We start from the raw sequence: 19593 nt of genomic DNA, 5'->3' as shown, positions 1-19593 counted from the left end.
TGCCCTCCCTCCGGCCGCGGCTACTTGGCCGCCGCCGAGGCCTGGCGCACGCTCTCAAGCACCTTCTCCGGGGTCGAGCTTCCGGTGATGAGGGCCTCCCCTCCGGCCAGCCACGCGTCGGCCACCTCCGGGACGGTCACCATGTCCAGCCACACGGTCAGCTGCGAGGCCTTGTTGACCATCTCGATGCCCTCGAAGACGGCCTTGCCGGAGGTCTCGGCGGTGACGGCCCCGATGACGGTGCTGGGCTGGGCGTACGGCGCGGCGGAGAGCTTCTCCGCGTTCTCCCGGCTGGTGACGAACTTCATGAAGTCGACGGCTAGCGCCACGCGCGGCGACCTGGCGTTGACCAGGTAGCCCTCGGGCGCGCCCTCGATCGCCCGGGGGTCGCCGGCGGCGCCCTGGGGGACCGGCAGCGGGAAGATGCCGAAGTCCTCCGGCTTGAGTTCCCGCTCGTCGGTGACGTTCGCGAACTCCAGGATCTCCTGGTAGTACATCGCGGCCTTGCCGTTGAGGAACTTCTCCTGCGCGGTGCTGTAGAGCACGCCGTTGGTGCCGTGGCGGGTGTCGGTGCAGTCGTCGACGAGGGTCTTGAACTGCTTGAGCGCGGTGGTGTAGCCGGGGTGGTCGAGCTTGGCCGTCCGGGGGTCGAAGTCGGCGTTCAGGACGTCGCCCGGCACGTGGTAGGCGAACAGCTGCTGCAGGTAGTGCAGGGCGGGCCAGCCGTCCTTGTTGCCGAAGGTGACGGGCTCGTATCCGGCCGCGCGCAGCGGGGCGCAGCTCGCCAGGAGCTCCTCGAAGGAGGCGGGCGCCTTCACCCCGGCCTTGTCGAAGGCGGCCTTGTTGTAGCCCATGAACTTGCCGTTGTTGTAGAGCGGGATCCCGTAGTACCTGCCGTCGTAGGCGAACGCCGACAGCGCCGCCGGGCTGAAGGTCGCGCCCCACGGGGTGCCGGGGCCGATCACCTCGGTCAGGTCGGCCGCCAGGCCGCCGCGGACGAAGTTCTCCGCCCAGTTGCCGGTCCAGCTGAAGTAGATGTCGGGCAGGGCGTTCGACGCGGTCAGGGTCTTGGTCTTGTCCTTGATGCTCTGGTCGGTCTCCTGGATGAGCTCGACCTCCACGTCGGGGTGCATCTTCCGGTAGTCGGCGATGACGCCCTCGAAGTAGGGGCTCAGGGAGTCCCCGGCGAACTTGGTCAGGATGCTCAGCTTCCCGCTGAACTCCGGGGCGGCGGCGACGTCGGCCGCGGGGGCCTTCGCCGCCGGCTCACCGGCGCAGCCGGCGAGGGTGAGCACCGAGGTCCCGGCGAGTATCGCGAACGTCGTCAGCGCGCGAGAGCGCATGGGCTCTTCCTTTCTCTCGGGGAGAGGGGACCGCCGGTGCGGGGCACCTCGGATCCACCGTGGAGGTCTGCGGCGCGAAGCGCTTGGCGTGGGCCGACTGTACAGACGTTCTGATACCGGTACCAGACCCAAGCGCAAGATCTTTTGAATCAGAGGCGAGACGGTGCCCGGCTTATTGATTCCTCTATGACCAGCACAGAAGGTCTCATCACGGAAAGGACGGTGTTGACGGCGCGCATCAGCCTGTGCCAGCGTGACCCCCGCGTGATACCGGTATCAGGCCGTAAGGCGGCGCCGGCCGCAGGCGTTCCCGAAAGGACGAAAGATGATCCGATTCGACGAGCCGGAATTCCTCCGGCAGATGACCAGCACCGTGGCGCTGCGCCCGCAGATCGAGGAACTGGTCGACCGGCTGGTGGACGACGGGTTCGACAACCTCTTCCTCGTCGGCGCGGGCGGCACCTACGCCCAGATGTGGCCGTACGAGCACCTGGCCCGGCGCTCCTCCGCCTTCCCGGTGCGCGCCGTGATCGCCGCGGAGCTGATCGCCTCCGGCGACGCGTCCCTCGGCGAGCGCTCCGTGGCGCTCTTCCCCTCGGTCTCGGGCACGACGACGACGTCGTCCGCGCGATCGAGTACTGCCGGGCCAGGGGCGCCTACACCGTCGGCCTCACCGGTCACCCCGACTCCCCCGTCGCCCAGAAGGTCGACGTCGCGCTCGTCTCCGAGCCGAAGGCCTGGCCCTTCGACGCGCAGCTGCTGCTGTTCACCGGCCGGCTGCTGGAGCGGCGCGGCGAGTTCGACGGCTACGGCAGGCTCGCCGACGAGCTCGCCGGCCTGCCGGAGATCCTCGTCCAGGTGGCCAAACAGGCCGACCCGGTGGCCGCGGCCTTCGCCGAGGCCCACAAGGAGACCGACTACCACTTCCTGGTCGGCGGCGGGAACCTGTGGGGGTTCACCTACCTGTACTCCATGTGCATCCTCGAGGAGATGCAGTGGCTGCGCACCACCCGGGTGCACAGCGCCGAGTTCTTCCACGGCTCCCTGGAGCTGATCGAGGAGGACACGAGCGTCGTCATCTTCCAGGGCGAGGACGAGACGCGCGCGCTCACCGACCGCGTGGAGTCCTTCGCCAGGCGGGTCAGCAAGGACGTCACCGTCTTCGACACCCGCGACTACCCGCTGGAGGGGATCAGCCCCGAGTTCCGCGGCCTGGTCGCCCCGCTGGTGCTCGACACCGTCCTCGGCCGGGTCAGCAAGCACCTGGAGCGGGTCCGCGACCACTCGCTGGACCTGCGCCGCTACTACCGCGTCATGGACTACTGAGCACCGCCCCGCCCGCGCACAGGAGAATCCATGAGAGTCCTCGGCTTCGGCGACAACATCGTCGACCGGTTCGTCGACCGCGGCACCGACTATCCGGGCGGCAACAGCGTGAACGTCGCCGTCTACGCCCGCCGCCTCGGTCTCGAAGCCGCCTACCTCGGGGTCTTCGGCGACGACGACCTCGGCCGCTTCCTGGGCGAGGCGATCGCCGCCGAGGGGGTCGCCGTCGACCACTGCGTCGTGCGGACCGGCGAGACCGGCCTGTCCCTGCTGCGCGTCGAGGACGGCGACCGCGTCTTCCTCGGCTGGAACGGCGGCGGGGTCACGGTCCGGGAGCCCCTGGCGCTCGACGGCGGGCTGCTCGCCTACGCCTCCTCCTTCGGGCTGGTGCACTCCAGCGTGTACTCCCGCAGCGAGAGCGAGCTGCCGAAGCTGGCCGGGCTCGGCCCGCTGGTGAGCTTCGACCTGTCCAGCGAGGAGGAGTTCCGCACCCCCGCCTATCTCGACCGGGTCTGCCCGCACGCCGACCTGGTGCTCCTGTCGTGCTCCCACCTCGACGAGGTGCGCACGCGCGCCCTCCTGGCCGAGGCCGTACGGCGGGGCGCGGGGATCGCGCTCGCCACCCGCGGCGTGGACGGGGCGATCGCCTGCGACGGCCGCGTCACCCTCACCGCCCCGGCGCTCCGGGTGGAGGGCCCGCGGGGGATCGTCGACACGATGGGCTGCGGCGACGCCTTCCTCGCCGGTTTCGCGGTCTCGCTGCTGCGCGGCGGCTGGGCTCCGGGCGCCCCGCCGCGGCGCGACGCGATCGAGGAGGCGCTGCGCGCGGGGGCCGGCGCGGCCTACGAGCAGTGCTTCGTCGAAGCCGCGTTCGGCCGCGGCAGGCCCGCCGTGGCTAGCATGTGGCGAGCCTCCGCACACGAGGGATGAGGAAGGGACGCGCCCCATGCCGTCTGACCGGGACGAGACGCCGGCCCAGCCGACGATCTCCGAGGTGGCCGCCGAGGCCGGGGTCGGCCGCGCGACCGCGGCCCGCACGCTCGGCGGGTACGGGTACGTCAGCGCGGAGCTGCGGGAACGGGTGCTGGCGGCGGCCGACCGGCTCGGCTACCGCGCGAACGCGCTCGCCCGCAGCGTGTCGACCGGGGTCAGCCACACCCTCGGCGTGATCCTCGCCGACATCGGCAACCCCTTCTTCGCCGGGGTGATGCGCGGCATCTCCGACACCTCCCGGGCCCGGGGGTTCGACACGATCGTGCTGAGCACCTACGAGAACCTCCAGGAGGAGGTCGCGGCGGTGAACGTGCTCATCGACAAGCGCGTCGACGGCGTCATCGTCGCCTCGACCGCGGTCGGCCGGGACGAGGTCGCGCACATCCGGGCGGCCGTGGACCGCGGCGTCCCCGTCGTCCTCGTCGACCGGGCGGTCGCCTCGCTCGATCTCGACGCGGTCGTCATCGACAACCGCGACGCGGCGCGGGAAGCGGTCGAGAAGCTCGTCGAAGCCGGGCACCGCCGCATCGGGTTCGTGTGGGGACCGCCGGCGGCGCAGGTTCCCGCGACGCGGCGGGAACTGCTGGCGGAGGCGTCGCGCAACCTGTGGACCGACGGCGAGCGGCTGCGCGGCTACCTCGACGCGCTCGACGACGCGCGGATCCCCTTCGATCCCGAGCTGGTGATGGTCGGCCGCAAGACCGAGGAGCGGGCGACCCGGGAGGTCGCCCGCATGCTCGCCCTCCCCGACCGGATCACCGCGTTGTTCTGCACCGAGACCGAGGCGGTGACGGGAGCCCTGCGGGCGCTGCGGGCGGCGGGGCTCGCCTACCCGCGCGACGTCGCGCTGATCGGCTTCGACGACAGCGCGTGGGCGGCGGTCATGGATCCGCCGCTGACCATGATCGAGCAGCCCGTGCACCGGCTCGGCGCGAAGGCCGCCGAGGTGCTCCTCGACACGATCGGCGGGGCCGAGCCCGGCCGGAGGATGCACACGCTCCGCTCGCGGCTCGTCGTGCGCTCCTCGGTCGCCCCGCCGCCCGGCCCTTGACCGCCCGGGAACCGGGGCGGAGGCCGTACGCCGTGGCCGCCGCGGGAAGACCGGGGGCCCTATATCCCACCATTTCTTGAAGTGCTGGATATTGAGATGTGATGCACCCTGAAATGGGACTAATCTCGTGCCGTGACCAAGCTCAACCAGATCCTCGCCGTCGAGAAGGGCGTCAAGTCCGACGTCCAGCGCAAGGTGACCGACGCGTATCACACGATCCAGAAGACGCCGCTGCTGTCCGGCATCTCCCGGTCCTACCAACCGCTCGACGACGAGGGCGAGCAGCTTCCGCCCGAGTCGACCAGGGTCCAGGTCCAGGCCGAGGGCGTCCTCAAGGACGTGAGCACGGCCCTGACCCGGCTGTTCGACGTCACCGCGACGAAGGACTGGGCGAACTGCGAGGCCAGGGCCGACGTCAGGATCGACGACGCCGTCCTGCTGGCCCAGGTGCCGGTGACGTACCTGCTCTTCCTGGAGAAGCAGCTGACGGATCTGCACACGCTCATCGCCAAGCTGCCGACGCTCGACCCGTCGGAGACCTGGGCGCTGGACGAGAACACCGACACCTGGCGGACCGAGCCGGTCAAGACCACCCGCACCAAGAAGGTCCCCCGCAACCACGTCCTCGCCGAGGCCACCGACAAGCACCCGGCGCAGGTGCAGGTCTACAACGAGGACGTGGTCGTCGGCTACTGGACGAAGGTGTCGTTCTCGGGTGCGCTTCCGCAGCGCCGCGTCAACGAGCTGCTGGGCAGGGTGCAGAAGCTCCAGGACGCGGTGAAGTACGCCCGCGAGGAGGCCAACGGCCTCGAGGTCACCGACCGGCGGATCGGTGAGACCGTGTTCGGCTACCTGCTCGGGTAGCCCCGCAAACCCCCGTCCCGGAGCGGACGGGTGCGCGAGGAGCGCAAGCTGAAACTGAACGTCAGCCTGAACGACGGTGACAGCGGAGGTTCGATTCCTCCCCCGGGCACGAACGGGCCCGGGTAGCCCAACTGGTAGAGGCAGCCGATCAGACTCAGACTCTCGCTCCAGAATCAGCATCGCCGTCGAGCGCCAGATCGACCGAGGTGGACTGTGATCGTTGAGATGCCGGTTCGAATCCGGCTCGGTGCTCTACCGTGCACCGGTGGCTCAATGGCAGAGCGCGACGTCGTCATGACTGATCCACGCTCTTAAACGCCGCTGGCGCCGCGATATGACGGCTTCGACAGACCCCCGGGGACATGGAGAGGTTCCCGGGGGTCGCTCCTCTCTCCGGCGAGGTCGAGGACGAGGACGAACCTCCTCCGGAACCGTCCTGTTCGCCGGTGACGACGGTCAGGGCAGCGAGGCGGGCAGCCCGAGGACTCTGAAGTGCTCGGGGCCGATGAACGAGGTGAGCTCGGCGATGCGCTCCCCGCGCAGGGTCAGCACGGTGACCGACCAGGCCAGGTGCGCGCCGGCGGCGTCGTCCCAGAGGTAGCAGCCCACGGCGGGCTGGCCGTTCGCGCCGGTCGCGATGTTCCGCCAGGACCCGCATCCGGTCAGCGGGACCCGGACGGCGAAGTCGGTGACGGCGTCGAGGCCGCGGTACCAGTGCGCCAGCGGGGGCATCGACCAGGTGACGTCCTCGGTGAGCAGCGCGACCAGTGCTCCGGCGTCGCCGCGTTCCAGTGCGGTGGAGTAGCCGGTGACGATCTCACGCAGGCGCACGTCACCGAGTTTGCGCAGCGTCCGCTGCTGGGTGCGGGAGGGCGCCTTCTCCGCGACGACCCTGCGGGCCCGCGCCAGGGCGGAGTTCACGGACGCGGTCGAGGTGGCCATCATGGCGGCGATCTCGGCGGCGGAGAAGCCGAGGACCTCGAAGAGCAGCAGCGCCGCGCGCTGGTTGGCGGGCAGGTGCTGCAGGGCCGCGACGAAGGCGAGCTCGACGGCTTCGCGCTGCTCGTAGCGCCTGTCGGGGCCGGCCGGGCCTTCGGAGAGGCCCGCGTCGGGGTAGGGGCCCAGCCAGGCGACATCGGTCAGCGGAGTGTCGCTCAGCACGGCCCGGTCGCTGGACGGTCCGAGATCGGCGGGCAGCGCCCGCCTGCCGCGGGCCTCCGCGGTGTCCAGACAGGTGCGGGTGGCCACGGTGTAGAGCCACGAGCGCAGCGAGCTGCGGCCCTCGAATCGCGCCAGCCCCCGCCAGGCCCGCAGCAGGGCGTCCTGCAGGGCGTCGTCGGCGTCGTGGACGGAGCCGAGCATGCGGTAGCAGTGGGCGTGCAGTTCCCGGCGCAGCGGCGCCACGAGCCGGTCGAACGCGGCGCCGTCCCCTTCGCGTGCCCGATCCAGATCAGGGTCCGCGGGACGTTCCCGGGCCGATCCGGCGACCGTCTCGCCTGCACGGAGCGGCTCGGAGCTCCCGGATGCTCCGGCGGCTCGGGCTCGGACTCCGACTTCGGCTCCGACTTGGGCTTGGGCTTGGGCTCCAGCCTCGGCTCCGGCTCGGGCTTCGGCGGCCGTGTCGGCGGGCCGCGAAGAAATTTCCTCCACGAGCGACGATTCTGCCCTCTGGCGGGAGTCCATACTCCGACCGGACACCACCGTCTCAGTTCAGGAGCACCCGATGAGCCGCACGTCGACAGTTCCCGCCACCGCCGCGACCCTCGATGTCCCCGGCGCACGCCTGTACTACGAGGTACGCGGCGAGGGCCCCCTGCTGGTGCTCGTCGGCGCCCCCATGCACGCGGAGTCCTTCGCCCCCGCGGCCGACCTCCTCGCCACCGGCCACACCGTGCTCACCACCGACCCGCGGGGCATCAACCGCAGTCCGGTCGACGACCCGGATCTGGACTCGACCCCGCAACTACGCGCCGACGACCTCTCCCGGCTCCTGGCCCACCTCGACGCCGGGCCGGCCGCCGTCTTCGGATCCAGCGGCGGAGCCGTCAGCGCGCTGGCCCTCGCCATCGCCCATCCCGAGCAGGTCCACACGGTGATCGCGCATGAGCCCCCGCTCTGCCCCCTGCTCCCGGACCGCGAGCGGCTCGACTCCGGGACCGAGGAAATGATCACCGCGTACCTCGCCGGCGACGTCGTCGGAGCCTGGGCGAAGTTCATGGACCAGGCCGACATCACCATGCCCGAGGACGTGCTGGAGCAGATGTTCGGCGGGGAACGCGACCCGCGGCAGGTCGCGGACGAACGGCGCTGGTTCACCCGCGAACTGCGCGGGACCACTCGCTGGCTGCCCGACGTCACCGCCCTGCGCGACGGGCCGGTCCGCATCGTGGCCGGCATCGGCGAGGAGTCGGCCGGCCAACTCTGCGACCGCGCGACGCGGGCGCTCGCCGCGGAGCTCGGCATCGAGCCGACGATGTTCCCCGGCGATCACATCGGCTTCGCCGAGGACCCCGAGCGGTTCGCCGCCCGGCTGCGCGCGGTCCTGGGCGAGGGCTGAGAGACGATTCCACACCATCGACAGACGAGCTCAGGAGACCGAGATGTCCGCACAGGAGACCACGCGACCGCTCGACCACACCTTCACCGCGCCGCTCGAGAAGAACGGAGCCTTCCCCACCTTCGTGACCGTGCCGGGATCCGCCGAGCTCCTCGGGACGAGGCGGGCCGTGAAGATCGGCGGAACGATCGACGGCCACCCGTTCACCGCCACCCTCATGCCCTCGGGCGACGGCCCGCACTGGCTCCCCGTCAAGGCGGCGCTGTGCAAGCTCATCGGCAAGGACCAGGCCGGCGCCGAGGTCGCCTTCCACCTCGACCGACGGCTCAGTTGAACCGCCCGCGCCCGGACCGGAGGCGACGGCAGGGCCTTGCGCCTCCGGCCCGGGCGGCGGCCTTCGTGACCGGAGGTGCGGCCTGGCGGCGGGTCCGCGCGCCCTGCGGGGTCACGCCGTGTCGTCGTCCTGGGCGTGGTGGTCGTGGTCGCTCTCCCCGCGCTTCCAGTAGCCGTCGACGTCGACCTGCTCCTTGGCCAGTCCGCGCTCCCGGCGCAGGTGGCGGCGGATCGGCTTGAGCGTGTTCGCCTCGCCCGCGACCCAGGCGTAGCCCGTGCCCGGCGGGAGGACGGCGGCCCGGACGGCCCGCTCCAGCAGGTCGGTCGTGCCGGGAGCGGCGTCGCCCCGGTGCAGCCAGGTCAGGGCCAGGTCGGCGCGGGTGGTGAAGCGCTGCTCCTCCTGCGGGCCGGAGACCTCGGCGAACGCGACGGCCTTCACCCCGGCGGGCAGCGCCTCCAGCCAGCGGCCCAGCGCGGGGATCGCCGTCTCGTCCGCGGCCAGCAGGTACCAGTCGTGCACCAGCGGCACGACCTGCGAACCGCGCGGGCCGAGGACCCCGATCCGCATGCCGGGCTCGGCGCGATCCGCCCAGGCGGAGCCCACGCCGTCGCCGTGCACCACCATGTCCACGTCCAGCTCCAGCGCCTCGGGCCGGTGGTGGCGGACGGTGTAGTCACGGGTGATCGGCCTGACCGGCGCGTCCACCCACATGTCGTCCTCGATGACGGGCGGCGTCGGCAGTTCGGCGCCGGGCTCGGCGAAGCAGAGCTTCACGTGGTCGGTCGGCGCCTGCTCGCGGAAGCCCGCCAGCTCGGGCCCTGTCAGGGTGACGCGCACGGTTCCGGGAGTGATCCGGACGATGCGCCCGACCTCGAGCAGCCGGTAGGCGAGGGGGTGGCGGACGATGGTGGGGCGCGGCACGGTCACGGTTCTCGCAGTCCCTTCGGAGAAGGCCGGTTCACCCGACCGGCGCCGCCGCCGCGGTCCCGCCGGGCACGGCCCTTCCGGCAGGGAAGCCGACCATGGCCTACAACACGGAGGATTGAAATATTAGGTGAGCCTATCCTAAATCCACTGCTCCGCGACGGCCGGAGACCACCCGTCGCGGAGCGGTGAAAGCCGGTTCTGCGGGTAGAGTGCGCCTTCATGACGGCCACCGCGAAGACGAGCCGGTGGACCGGCAAGCTCACCAGGGGATGGACCCGGGCCCGGCGCCGGTACGGCTGGCTCGACCACCTCGTCCGGGCCGGCGTCCACTACGACCGGACCGACGCGGGCCGCCTCTCGGCCGGGATGACCTACTACGCGTTCTACGCCACCTTCGCCCTGGCTCTGCTGGGTTTCGTGATCATGGGCCACGTGCTGGACACGCCCGCCGCGGTCGGCGAGGTGGAGCGCTATCTGAGCGACACCTTCCCCCGGCTCGACGTGCAGGCGCTGCGCGACGCCCGCGACACGGCCGGGATGATCGCCTCGTTCGGCCTCCCCCTGACCGGCCTGTTCTGGGTCGACTCCATGCGCTCCTCCATCCGCGCGGTCTGGGGCCTGGAGCAGTATCCCGGCAGCTTCTTCCTGCGCTGGCTCATCGACCTGGGCGTGCTGGTCGCTCTCGGACTGCTGCTCTCGGCCTCGCTGGCCCTGTCGTTCGGCGCCCAGACCGCACTGGCCTGGCTGGTCGAGGCGACGGTCGGGACCGAGGCGGTGCCGGCGCGGTGGACGCTGTCGGCGGCCGCCTTCGTCCTCGGCATCTGCGTGAACCTGCTGCTGTCGACGGCGCTGCTGACGCTGACGCCCCGGCTGCACCTGTCGCCCCGCCGGTCGCCGTACCGGCCCTGATCATCACGGTCGGGCTGGAGCTGCTGAAGACGGTCGGGCAGGTCTACCTCAACATCAGCTCGGCGAATCCGGCGTACCAGGTCGTCGCGGGCGCGGTGGGCATGCTGCTCTTCCTGAAGCTGCTCAACATGCTCATCCTGTTCGCCGCCGCCCACGCCGCGACCGGCCGCCACGGCGGCGCGATCGACCTGACCGACCGGCGGCGCATCGGTGAGCCGCGCGCGGAGGTCGTCGACGCCCCGGCGGACCCCGAGGTCAAGGCGCCGCCGCGGCGGGCCGCGCCCCGCCGGTACGACCTCAGGTCCCGGCGGGTGCGCTGAACCGGCGGACCGCTCAGCCGCCGTCCTGCGTGATCATCAGCTCCATCGCCACACGCTGCCACACCCGCTCGACCGGTTCGCCGCGCTCCCGCGCCAGCTCCCCCAGCAGATGGGCGATCACGCCCATGTACGCGTTCTGCACCGCGGCGGCCCCGCTGTCCGACCGGTCGTCCACGCTGGGCAGGAAGCCGCCGACGGCGCGGGCGACCGCTTCTTCGCCCATCTCCGCGGCGTGCACGTACGCGCTGATCAGGCCGACGACGGCGAGCCGCTTCTCCCGCGTCAGCGCGGCGAGATCGCGCACCGCGTCCGGGCCGGGGTTCCGACGCGGCGCCGCTCCGGCATCGGGTCCCTGCGGACGCCCGGGTCCCTGCGGACGCCCGGGCCGCTCCGGACGCCCGGGCCGCTCCGGATGTCCGGGCCGCTCGCCGGGAGGAACGTTCATGTCGGGGCTCCGGTCCGCTCGCCGTACGGCTTCACCGCGGCGCGCGTCGCGCCGCCGCCGTCTCCATTCTCCCCCGGCTTCTCCCGGCCCACCGCCGGGCCCGCCGTCCGGCGGCGGTCTCTCCCCCCGCCGCCGGGCGCTCCTGTGCAGGAGCGTCCGGCGGTGGGGAGGACCGGCCTACTTCCGGCGGACGGCGAGGAGGGCGTCGTAGGCGGGCTTGGGCGCCAGCTTCTCGTCCATGATGTTGGCCGCGCCCTCACCCTCGAACCAGTCGGGGACCCAGGAGTGCCGGTCGGTGAAGCCCCAGACGGTGAACTCCACGCAGCGCTTGTTGGCGACGCAGGTGGAGAGCATCCGCTGGTAGTAGCCGGCCTGGGTGGCCAGTTTCTCCGCCGTCGCCGGCATCACCATGCGCACGTCGGCCTCGGTGATCGCGGCCTCCAGGCCGAGGTCGGTGAACCGGCGCATCACGCCGGCGAAGTCGGCCGGGTAGTCGTACTGGATGCCCAGGTGCCCCTGGAAGCCGATGCCGTGGATCGGCACCCGCTTGGCCTTGAGGTCCTTGACGATGCCCAGCGTGGTCTCGATCTTCTTGGCGTCCCACTCCAGGTTGTAGTCGTTGATGTAGAGCTTGGCGCGCGGGTCGGCCTGGTGCGCCCAGCGGAAGGCGTCGGCGATGTAGCCGGGGCCGAGGTGCTTGAGCCAGATGCTGTCGCGCAGCTTGCCGGTGTCGTCCACCACCTCGTTGACCACGTCCCAGGCGCGGATCTTGCCGCGGTAGCGGCCGACCTCGGTCATGATGTGGCTGCGCAGGATCTTGCGCAGTTCCTTGGCGTCGATGGCCCCGGAGTCGACGCCCTCGATCAGCCAGGCGGGGAGCTGGTTGTGCCAGACCAGGGTGTGCCCGCGCACCTGCTGCCGGTTGCGCCGGGCGTTCTCGACCACCGCGTCGGCGGCCGCCCAGTCGTACGCGCCGCGCTGGGGCTCGATCGTCTCCCACTTCATCGCGTTCTCGGCGGTGACGTGGGTGAACTCGCGGTTGAGCACTCGGCGGTAGTCGGCCTCCTCGCCGAGGGCGGTGGCGTTGACGGCCGAGCCGATGTGCACCCGGAGCGTGCGCGACAGCTCGCGCAGGTCGTCCGGGGTCCTGTCGGCGTGCGCCGGAAGGGGTGCGGCCAGCGCGAACGCGATGGCGGCCAGTCCCGACAGGAGACGTTTCATGGATGCCTCACTCGTGGTCGTCAGTGTCGATCTTGCAGCCCCCGAGGATGGTGCGACGAGTCGCTGAAACTTTCGGAGATAATCCGAGATGTTTCGTGGGATGAAACGTAGATGTAACGAAGTCACCCGTCAATGCCCCGAAACATTTCGGTCGCGTTCGCCCTGTTGGCGGGCGGATTCCCGGAGCCGGGCGGACTGCCCCGCTCCGCGCGGGGAAGGGGAGGCGGATGCGCTTCCACGCCGATCTGCACATCCACTCGAAGCACTCCCGGGCCTGCAGCCGGGACAGCGACCTGGAGCACCTCGCATGGTGGGCCCGGCGCAAGGGCGTCACCCTGCTGGGCACCGGCGACTTCACGCACCCGGCCTGGTTCGGCCGCCTCCGGGAGAGTCTCGTCCCGGCGGAGCCGGGACTGTTCCGGCTCCACGAGGACCTGGAGCGGGAGATCGCCCGCACCCTGCCCCCCGTTCCGGCCTCCGGCCCGCTCCGGTTCACCCTCTCCGCCGAGGTCGCCACGGTCTACCGCCGCGGCGGCCGCACCCGGAAGATCCACCACCTGGTGCACATGCCGGACTTCGACGCGGCCGCGGCGTTCAACCGCGCGGCCGGGCGGGCCGGGGATCTGGGCTCGGACGGCCGGCCCGTGCTCGGGATGGACTCCCGGGACCTGCTGGAGACGACCTTGGCCTGCGGCGACGGCGCCTACCTGGTGCCCGCCCACGTCTGGACGCCGTGGTTCGGCGTGTTCGGCTCCAAGTCCGGGTTCGACGCGGTCGAGGAGTGCTACGGCGACCTGTCCGGCCACCTCTTCGCGCTGGAGACCGGGCTGTCCAGCGATCCGGCCATGACCCGGCGGGTCTCCGGCCTCGACCGCCACCGGCTGGTCAGCCACTCCGACGCGCACTCCCCGCCCCGGATCGGGCGCGAGACCACGGTGTTCGAGACCGATCTGGACTACTTCGCGGTGTTGCGGGCGCTGCGGACCGGCGACGGCTACGCCGGGACGGTCGAGTTCTTCCCCGAGGAGGGCCGGTACCACCTCGACGGGCACCGCAAGTGCGGGGTCCGGATGGAGCCGCGGGAGACGCGCGAGCGCGGCGGCGTCTGCCCGGTGTGCGGCAAGCGGCTCACGATCGGCGTGCTGAGCCGCATCGAGGAACTGGCCGACCGCCCGCAGGACGCCCTGCCGCAGGACGCCTCCGGTTTCCGCAGCCTCGTGCCGCTGCCGGAGATCGTGGGCGAGGTCCTCGGCGTCGGCCCGCAGAGCAAGAAGGTCCTGCGCGAGACGGACGGGCTCGTCGCCGCGCTGGGACCCGAGCTGGCGATCCTGGCGGACGTGCCGGTCGGTGACATCGCGGCGCACTCCCCGCCGCTCGCCGAGGCCGTCGGCCGGCTGCGTCGCGGCGAGGTGTTCCGGGACCCCGGATACGACGGCGAGTACGGCGTGATCCGGCTCTTCGGGCCCGGCGAGCGGCCTGATGAGCGGCCCGGCGGGGCGGAGCGGTCCGTCAGCCCGCGCCCCCGTCGAAGGCCTTCACCAGCCGCTGCGGAGCGCTCAGCCGCCAGGCCTCGGTGACCAGCTCGCGCAGTTCCTCCTCTGCCAGTTCCGCCGTCCGCACCAGCATGTAGCGGTGGTTCTCGTAGTGCGGGGTGACGAGGAAGACTCCGGGGCGCGCCGCGGTGAGCGCCTCCCGCTCCTGCGGGGAGACCTTGACCACCGTGAGATCGGGTTCCTCGTGGCGGCGCAGGAAGAGCCTGCCTCGGACCTTCAGCGCGGGCGTGCCCCAGGACACGGCCTCCTCGACCTCGGGCAGCTCCAGGGCGATGTCGCGCACACGATCGAAATCAGACACGTTCCATGATCGCATGTGCCGTACCCTCCGGCGCCGGAAACCGCCCGGTCCCGGGCGCGGTCCTCCGGCGGGGACGTCGATTGAGCCAGTACATCGCGGGTACGGCTCCGCCATGGTTCAGCGAATCGACCGCGCCGCCGTACGGCCGCCGTGTCACCGCCGGCCGATGGGAGCGGACCCGAGAGAACGAGGGGGAGGTGCCCGTGTCCCGTTCGGGCGACCACGACGAGATCAGGCGGTCGGCGCTGCCGCTGGCCGTACCCGAGGACCTCGACCCGCTGCTGGAACGCGTCGGCGACGCCCGGTACGTCCTGATCGGTGAGGCGAGTCACGGCACGCACGACTTCTACGCCTGGCGGGCCGCGCTCACCCGGCGGCTGATCACCGAGAAGGACTTCCGGTTCGTCGGCGTCGAGGGCGACTGGCCCGACTGCCATCGGATCCACCGGGCGGTCACCGGCACCGGTGACGAATCCCCCCGCGAGGCCGTGTACGGCTTCACCCGCTGGCCCTCGTTCATGTGGGCCAACGAGGAGGTCGCGGAGTTCTGCCGGTGGCTGCGCGGCTGGAACGACTCCCTGCCGACGGGGGCGCGCTGCGGCTTCCACGGCCTGGACGTCTACAGCCTGTGGGACTCGCTGCGGGCCGTGCGCGGCTACGCCCTCCGCCACCTGCCCGAGCAGGCCGACACGGTGCTGCGCGCCCTGCACTGCTTCGAGGCCCGCGGGCACGACCCGCAGCAGTACGGCCTGGCGCTGCGCCTGCTCCCGGAGTCCTGCGAGGAGGCGGCCGTCGGCCTGCTGACGGCGGTCAGGCAGGCCGCGCCGGACGACGAGGCGGGCTTCGCCGCCCGGCAGAACGCCGAGGTGGTGGCCGGGGCCGAGGAGTACTACCGCGCCATGCTGCGGGGCGGTCCCGAGTCGTGGAACGTCCGCGACGTCCACATGGCCGACACCCTCGACCGGCTGGCCGGGTTCTACGGGGACGGCGCGAAGGCGGTCGTCTGGGCCCACAACACCCATGTCGGCGACGCCCGCGCCACCGACATGGCGGCGGCCGGGATGACCAACCTCGGGCAGCTGGTCCGGGAGCGGCACAGCGGCGACGCTGGCGGTGGCGGTGGCGACGGTTCCGACGGCGACGGCGGGGCGGTGGTCCTGGTCGGTTTCGGAACGCACCGGGGCACGGTGGTCGCGGGCGACGAGTGGGGCGCACCGGCCGAGGTCATGCCCGTCCCGCCGGCCCGGCCGACGTCGCTGGAGTCGCTGCTGCACGAGGCCGAGCCGGAGGGCGCGCTGTTCGTGGTGCCGCCGCCCGGGGACCGGCCCGGATGGTACGACCGGCCGGTGGGCCACCGGGCCATCGGCGTGGTCTACCACCCGGAGCGCGACCACCTGCGCAACTACGTCCGCACGGTCCCCGGCCGCCGCTACGACGCGTTCCTCTGGCTGGACTTGACGAGCGCCCTGCACCCCCTGCACGGCGAGCCGCCCGGCGAGGCGGAGCCCGAGACGTACCCCACGGCCCTATGAGCCGCGGTCCTATGAGCCACGGCCCTGCGGATCACGACCTGCGGATCGCAGCCCCGCGCGTCCGCCGGATCACCAGCGGTGGTGGACCTGGGGCCGGATCAGCTCGTCGTAGACCTCCCGCACCCTCCGGAGGTGTCCGCGGGCAGCGGGGCCGCCTCGGCGGCCGCCGCGTTGGCGCGGGTCTGGCCGGGGTTGCGGGCGCCGGGGATGACCACGGAGACGCCGGGCTGGTCGATGATCCAGCGCAGCGCGAACTGCGCCGTGGTCATCCGCTCCGGCACCAGCGGGGTCAGCCGGCGCACCGCCTCCAGGCCGGTGCCGTAGTCGACGCCGGAGAAGGTCTCGCCGACGTCGAACGCCTCGCCGTGCCGGTTGAAGGCGCGGTGGTCGTCGGGGGCGAAGACGGTGGACTCGTCGTACTTGCCCGACAGCAGGCCGCTGGCGAGCGGGACCCGGGCGATGATGCCGACCCCGGCCTCCGCCGCGGCCGGGAGCACCCGCTCCAGGGGCTTGAGCCGGAAGGCGTTGAGGATGATCTGCACGGTGGCCACGCCCGGCCGCGCGATCGCGGTCAGCGCCTCCTCACAGGTCTCCACGCTCACCCCGTAGGCGGCGGTGCGCCCCTCCTCCACCAGGGTGTCCAGGGCGTCGAAGACGGCATCGGAGGAGTAGACCGGCGTGGGCGGGCAGTGCAGCTGCACCAGGTCGAGGGTGTCCACGCCGAGGTTCGCGCGGGACCGGTCGGTCCAGGCGCGGAAGTTGTCCAGGGTGTAGGCCGACGGTTCCTGCGCGACCCGCCGGCCCATCTTGGTGGCCACGGTCAGCCCGGGCCGGTCCTTGAGCAGGCGCCCGACGATCTGCTCGCTGCGGCCGTCGCCGTAGACGTCGGCCGTGTCGATGAAGTCCACCCCGGAGTCCACCGCGGCCTCCAGGGTGGCCAGCGCCTCGTCCTCGCCCACCTCGCCCCAGTCGGCGCCCAGCTGCCAGGCGCCGAGCCCGACCACTCCGACATTTCTACCGGTTCTTCCTAGAATGCGCTGTTCCACGTGTCCGATCGTAGCTTCACGGTGCACCCTGACCGGGCGGGGGACCCTGCCGGGCCCCCGCCCGGTTCAATCCTCGGTCCGCGACGGCCTGAGCGGGTCGTGGCCGACCTCCATCAGGACACGCCGCCGCTCGTCGTCCTCGGCGTCACCGCTCTTCAGGCTCCCCACGAGTTCGACGACCCTGCGCATCGTGTCGAGGTCGTCGCCGGTGAGGTCGACCTTGCGTTTGGCGAGGATGGTGAGCACCCCGCGGCCGAGCTCCGGCATGGCCTGCTCCGCGTCCACGGGGAGGGCGTCCTCTCCGGAGGCGGACGCCATCAGGAAGGCGCGCAGTTCCTCCGAGGTCATGTTCACGGACCGGTGGAACTCGTCCCACAGGTGGTCGCGCTCCGGGTCTGAACGGTCGGTCATGATGATCCTCCTGTCCTGCCGTCCCGGCGGTGTGCCCGGGTCCGGCGCAACGGTGACCGTACCCATCGGGACCGCACCCATGGCCGGCCGATGCGGTCACCGTCCCGGTCATCGGCACGGCGGGTCGTAGGGCAGGTCCGGGATGTGCTGCCGCCACTCCTTCCCGGTGATCGGGGCTCCGGCCCGCTCGCAGACGTAGCGGGCCGCCTCCTCGACGTCGGAGTCCCACAGCTGGATCCCGTCGTCGCTCGCGGTGGCGATCACGTCTCCCCCGGCCAGGAAGGCGACGTCGTTCATCGGCCGGTCGTCCCGCTGCAGGACCGCACGCAGGCGCGGGCGGGCCGGGTCCGCCACGTCCCACAGCCGCAGGCCCGCATCTTCCCCGGTGGTGGCCATCGTCCGCTCGACGGGGCTGAACGCCACCCCCGTGGCGGAGACAGGATGCCCGGCGAACGCGGCCACGCGGGACGGGCGTGCGGGGTCGGAGACGTCCCACAGGCACACGGTGCCGTCCGTCGAGACGGTCGCCAGCAGGCGCCCTCCGGGATCGAAGCCGGCCCCCGCCAGCGTGCCGCCGGGGGGCGTGAGCGTGCCCAGCCCGACCGGCCGCCGCGGGTCCCGCACGTCGTACAGGCGGGCCGACCGCCCGGTGGGAAGCGCCGCCAGGACTCCGCCGTCCGGGCTCAGCGCCATCCCGAAGACCTTCTCGCGCAGGCCGCGCAGGGTCGCGACGGATTTCGGCCGGTCCGGGTCGGCCACGTCCCAGACACCCGTGGTCCCGTCCTGCGAGGAGGTGATGAGGGTCCGGCCGTCCCGGCCGGTGAACCGCACCGACAGCGCCAGATCCCCGCCGGGGCGGAGGACCGCCAGGGTCCGGGGCCGGGCGGGATCGGCCACGTCCCACAACCGGACCGTCTCGTCCCAGGACGCGGTGGCCAGCAGCCGCCCGTCCGGGCTGAAGTCGGCCTGCTGGATGCCGTTGCCATGTCCTCTGAGCGTTCCCATGATCCGCGGCCGCTCCGGGTCCCGCACGTCCCACAGCCTGCCTGTGCCGTCCCCGAACACCCCGGCGACCGTACGGCCGTCCCGGCTGACGGCCAGGTTCCACAGCTCCCCCCGCTGCCCGACGAGCCGGGGCGTGCCGGGGACGTCACCCGCCCCGGCGGCGGGCCAGACCCGCAGCGTCAGGTCGCCCGAGGCGCTCACGAGGTCTCCGCGCCCGGAGTCCCCAGGGGTTCCCCGGGGAGCCGCGGCGACCGCGAAGACGGTGTCGGTGTGTCCCTCGAGGATCTCCGACAGGATCGGGGGGCCCTCGGCCCGCACCTCCCACACGTAGACGCCGCCGTCGTACGAGGAACCCGCCATGATCCGGCCGCCGGCGCCGAACGCCAGGTCGTAGACGCTGTTGGTGGCGTCGGTGAGGTGTGCGGCCCGCCGGGGCCGGACGGGATCGCGCACGTCCCACATCCGCACCGTGGAGTCCTGGCTCCCGGTGGCCAGCGTGGTCCCGCCGGGTGCGAACGCCACGGCCTGGACGGGTCTGACGTGGCCCCGTAGAACGGAGGCCGCCTTCGGGCGGGCGGGCTCGGTGATGTCCCACAGCCGCGCCGTACGGTCCATGGAGGCGGTGGCGAGCGTCCGGCCGTCGGGGGCGAACGCGACCCCGCGCACCTCGTCGGTGTGCCCGGTCAGCACGGCCGCCTGCCGGGGGCGGGCCGCGTCGCGCACGTCCCACAGCCGGGCCGTGCCGTCGGCCGACGACAGTGCGAGCAGTGCGCCGTCGGGGCTGAACGCCACCGCGTTCAGGCTCCCGGCCCCGGCGTGGAACTCCGAGACCCGGCGCGGGGAGCGCGGTTCTCCGACGTCCCGGATCCGCACGGAACCGTCACCGGAGGAGGTCGCGAGCAGTCTCCCGCCGGGGTGGAAGGCCACCCCGTGGACCTCGTCGGCGTGGCCGCTGAGGACGGCGGCCTGCCGGGGTCCGCCCGCGCCGGTCGTGTCCCACAGCCGCGCCGTGCCGTCGGCCGAGGCCGAGGCGAACGTCCGGCCGTCGGGAGCGAAGTCGACGTCGTAGACGTAGCCCGTGTGGCCGAGGATCCGGGTCCCGAGCGGCCGGGTGCGGGCGGCCGTCACCGCTCCGCGCGTCTCCGGGATCGGGGCCAGCCGGTGCGCCTGGAGGCGCAGTTGCGCGGCCAGCGCGGTGTCGGGGACCTTCAGCGCGGTGCCGACCAGCTGGCGGGCGGTCGCGCGGTTCCGCTGGTCGAGCGCCTGCTGTCCCTGGACCCGGGCGTACCCGCCCGCCGTCACGGCGACCAGGAGCAGGGACGCCAGCGCGGTGATCACCGCGACCGCCACCCGCCTGCGGCGGCGGTCTCGGCGCGCCGACGCCTCCAGGAACGCCTTCTCCGGTCCCGCGGGCCCGTCTTCGGCCGCGGCGCGGACCGCGGTCCGCGCCGCGGC

General features: G+C 72.5%; 18 protein-coding genes and 1 pseudogene. 10 read left to right on the top strand and 9 right to left on the bottom strand.

Features of this window, described 5'->3' with window-relative positions; genetic code table 11:
* Nucleotides 1-20 precede the first annotated feature (20 nt).
* Nucleotides 21-1343 carry an ABC transporter substrate-binding protein gene (locus ACWJ6R_RS07245; RefSeq protein WP_449061442.1) on the bottom strand — a complete coding sequence of 441 codons (1323 nt, stop codon included), beginning with the start codon at nucleotides 1341-1343 and terminating at the stop codon, nucleotides 21-23.
* Between the two features lie 474 nt (nucleotides 1344-1817).
* Between ACWJ6R_RS07245 and ACWJ6R_RS07240 the strand changes: the two genes are divergently transcribed.
* From ACWJ6R_RS07240 to ACWJ6R_RS07225, 4 genes are all read left to right on the top strand, one after another.
* The gene (locus ACWJ6R_RS07240) at nucleotides 1818-2669 is read left to right on the top strand and encodes an SIS domain-containing protein (protein ID WP_449061441.1); all 852 of its coding nucleotides are present in this window, start codon (nucleotides 1818-1820) and stop codon (nucleotides 2667-2669) included.
* 30 nt (nucleotides 2670-2699) lie between these two features.
* The gene (locus ACWJ6R_RS07235) at nucleotides 2700-3599 is read left to right on the top strand and encodes a PfkB family carbohydrate kinase (protein WP_449061440.1); all 900 of its coding nucleotides are present in this window, start codon (nucleotides 2700-2702) and stop codon (nucleotides 3597-3599) included.
* Between the two features lie 16 nt (nucleotides 3600-3615).
* Complete coding sequence (locus tag ACWJ6R_RS07230) at nucleotides 3616-4713, top strand: LacI family DNA-binding transcriptional regulator (RefSeq protein WP_449061439.1); 1098 nt, start codon at nucleotides 3616-3618, stop codon at nucleotides 4711-4713.
* 132 nt (nucleotides 4714-4845) lie between these two features.
* Entirely contained in the window at nucleotides 4846-5577 is a 732-nt protein-coding gene (locus ACWJ6R_RS07225; RefSeq protein ID WP_449061438.1) for a DUF7873 family protein, read from the top strand.
* 456 nt (nucleotides 5578-6033) lie between these two features.
* On the opposite strand, the gene ACWJ6R_RS07220 is transcribed toward ACWJ6R_RS07225, so the two are convergent.
* On the bottom strand, nucleotides 6034-7260 hold the full coding sequence (locus tag ACWJ6R_RS07220; protein ID WP_449061437.1) for a sigma-70 family RNA polymerase sigma factor: 1227 nt from the start codon (nucleotides 7258-7260) through the stop codon (nucleotides 6034-6036).
* Between the two features lie 40 nt (nucleotides 7261-7300).
* Between ACWJ6R_RS07220 and ACWJ6R_RS07215 the strand changes: the two genes are divergently transcribed.
* Both ACWJ6R_RS07215 and ACWJ6R_RS07210 read left to right on the top strand, forming a co-directional pair.
* Entirely contained in the window at nucleotides 7301-8134 is an 834-nt protein-coding gene (locus ACWJ6R_RS07215) for an alpha/beta fold hydrolase (RefSeq protein ID WP_449061436.1), read from the top strand.
* 43 nt (nucleotides 8135-8177) lie between these two features.
* Nucleotides 8178-8468, top strand: a complete 291-nt coding sequence (locus ACWJ6R_RS07210; RefSeq protein ID WP_449061435.1) for a DUF1905 domain-containing protein — start codon at nucleotides 8178-8180, stop codon at nucleotides 8466-8468.
* A gap of 111 nt (nucleotides 8469-8579) precedes the next feature.
* Here the strand turns inward: ACWJ6R_RS07210 and ACWJ6R_RS07205 are convergent, their stop codons facing one another.
* Nucleotides 8580-9395, bottom strand: a complete 816-nt coding sequence (locus ACWJ6R_RS07205) for a siderophore-interacting protein (protein ID WP_449061434.1) — start codon at nucleotides 9393-9395, stop codon at nucleotides 8580-8582.
* A gap of 219 nt (nucleotides 9396-9614) precedes the next feature.
* On the opposite strand from ACWJ6R_RS07205, the gene ACWJ6R_RS07200 reads away from it, so the two are divergent.
* Together ACWJ6R_RS07200 and ACWJ6R_RS07195 are read left to right on the top strand one after the other, a co-directional pair.
* Entirely contained in the window at nucleotides 9615-10304 is a 690-nt protein-coding gene (locus tag ACWJ6R_RS07200) for a YhjD/YihY/BrkB family envelope integrity protein (protein WP_449061433.1), read from the top strand.
* Between the two features lie 101 nt (nucleotides 10305-10405).
* Nucleotides 10406-10624, top strand: a complete 219-nt coding sequence (locus ACWJ6R_RS07195) for a hypothetical protein (RefSeq protein ID WP_449061432.1) — start codon at nucleotides 10406-10408, stop codon at nucleotides 10622-10624.
* Nucleotides 10625-10637: 13 nt separating this feature from the next.
* Here ACWJ6R_RS07195 and ACWJ6R_RS07190 read toward each other — a convergent pair whose 3' ends face one another.
* Complete coding sequence (locus ACWJ6R_RS07190) at nucleotides 10638-10928, bottom strand: hypothetical protein (RefSeq protein ID WP_449061431.1); 291 nt, start codon at nucleotides 10926-10928, stop codon at nucleotides 10638-10640.
* A gap of 318 nt (nucleotides 10929-11246) precedes the next feature.
* Complete coding sequence (locus ACWJ6R_RS07185) at nucleotides 11247-12290, bottom strand: endo-1,4-beta-xylanase (protein ID WP_449061430.1); 1044 nt, start codon at nucleotides 12288-12290, stop codon at nucleotides 11247-11249.
* A 227-nt stretch (nucleotides 12291-12517) separates the two neighbouring features.
* On the opposite strand from ACWJ6R_RS07185, the gene ACWJ6R_RS07180 reads away from it, so the two are divergent.
* Nucleotides 12518-13867, top strand: a complete 1350-nt coding sequence (locus tag ACWJ6R_RS07180; protein ID WP_449061429.1) for an endonuclease Q family protein — start codon at nucleotides 12518-12520, stop codon at nucleotides 13865-13867.
* Here the strand turns inward: ACWJ6R_RS07180 and ACWJ6R_RS07175 are convergent.
* Nucleotides 13800-14144, bottom strand: coding sequence for an MmcQ/YjbR family DNA-binding protein (locus tag ACWJ6R_RS07175; protein WP_449061428.1), 345 nt, complete (start codon nucleotides 14142-14144; stop codon nucleotides 13800-13802). The genes ACWJ6R_RS07180 and ACWJ6R_RS07175 overlap by 68 nt on opposite strands.
* Before the next feature lie 80 nt (nucleotides 14145-14224).
* Here ACWJ6R_RS07175 and ACWJ6R_RS07170 point away from each other — a divergent pair, with 80 nt between their 5' ends.
* Entirely contained in the window at nucleotides 14225-15676 is a 1452-nt protein-coding gene (locus ACWJ6R_RS07170; RefSeq protein ID WP_449061427.1) for an erythromycin esterase family protein, read from the top strand.
* A 69-nt stretch (nucleotides 15677-15745) separates the two neighbouring features.
* Here the strand turns inward: ACWJ6R_RS07170 and ACWJ6R_RS07165 are convergent.
* The 3 genes and pseudogenes from ACWJ6R_RS07165 to ACWJ6R_RS07155 all read right to left on the bottom strand — a co-directional run.
* A pseudogene (locus tag ACWJ6R_RS07165) lies at nucleotides 15746-16722 on the bottom strand (aldo/keto reductase).
* A 66-nt stretch (nucleotides 16723-16788) separates the two neighbouring features.
* Complete coding sequence (locus ACWJ6R_RS07160; protein ID WP_449061426.1) at nucleotides 16789-17133, bottom strand: DUF3140 domain-containing protein; 345 nt, start codon at nucleotides 17131-17133, stop codon at nucleotides 16789-16791.
* A 108-nt stretch (nucleotides 17134-17241) separates the two neighbouring features.
* On the bottom strand, nucleotides 17242-19593 hold a 2352-nt coding region (locus ACWJ6R_RS07155), incomplete at its 5' end, for a WD40 repeat domain-containing protein (protein ID WP_449061425.1).

Source organism: Planomonospora algeriensis, assembly GCF_977012225.1.
Note: the sequence above shows the minus strand (reverse complement) of the source record. Positions and strands in the feature narration are given on the sequence as shown.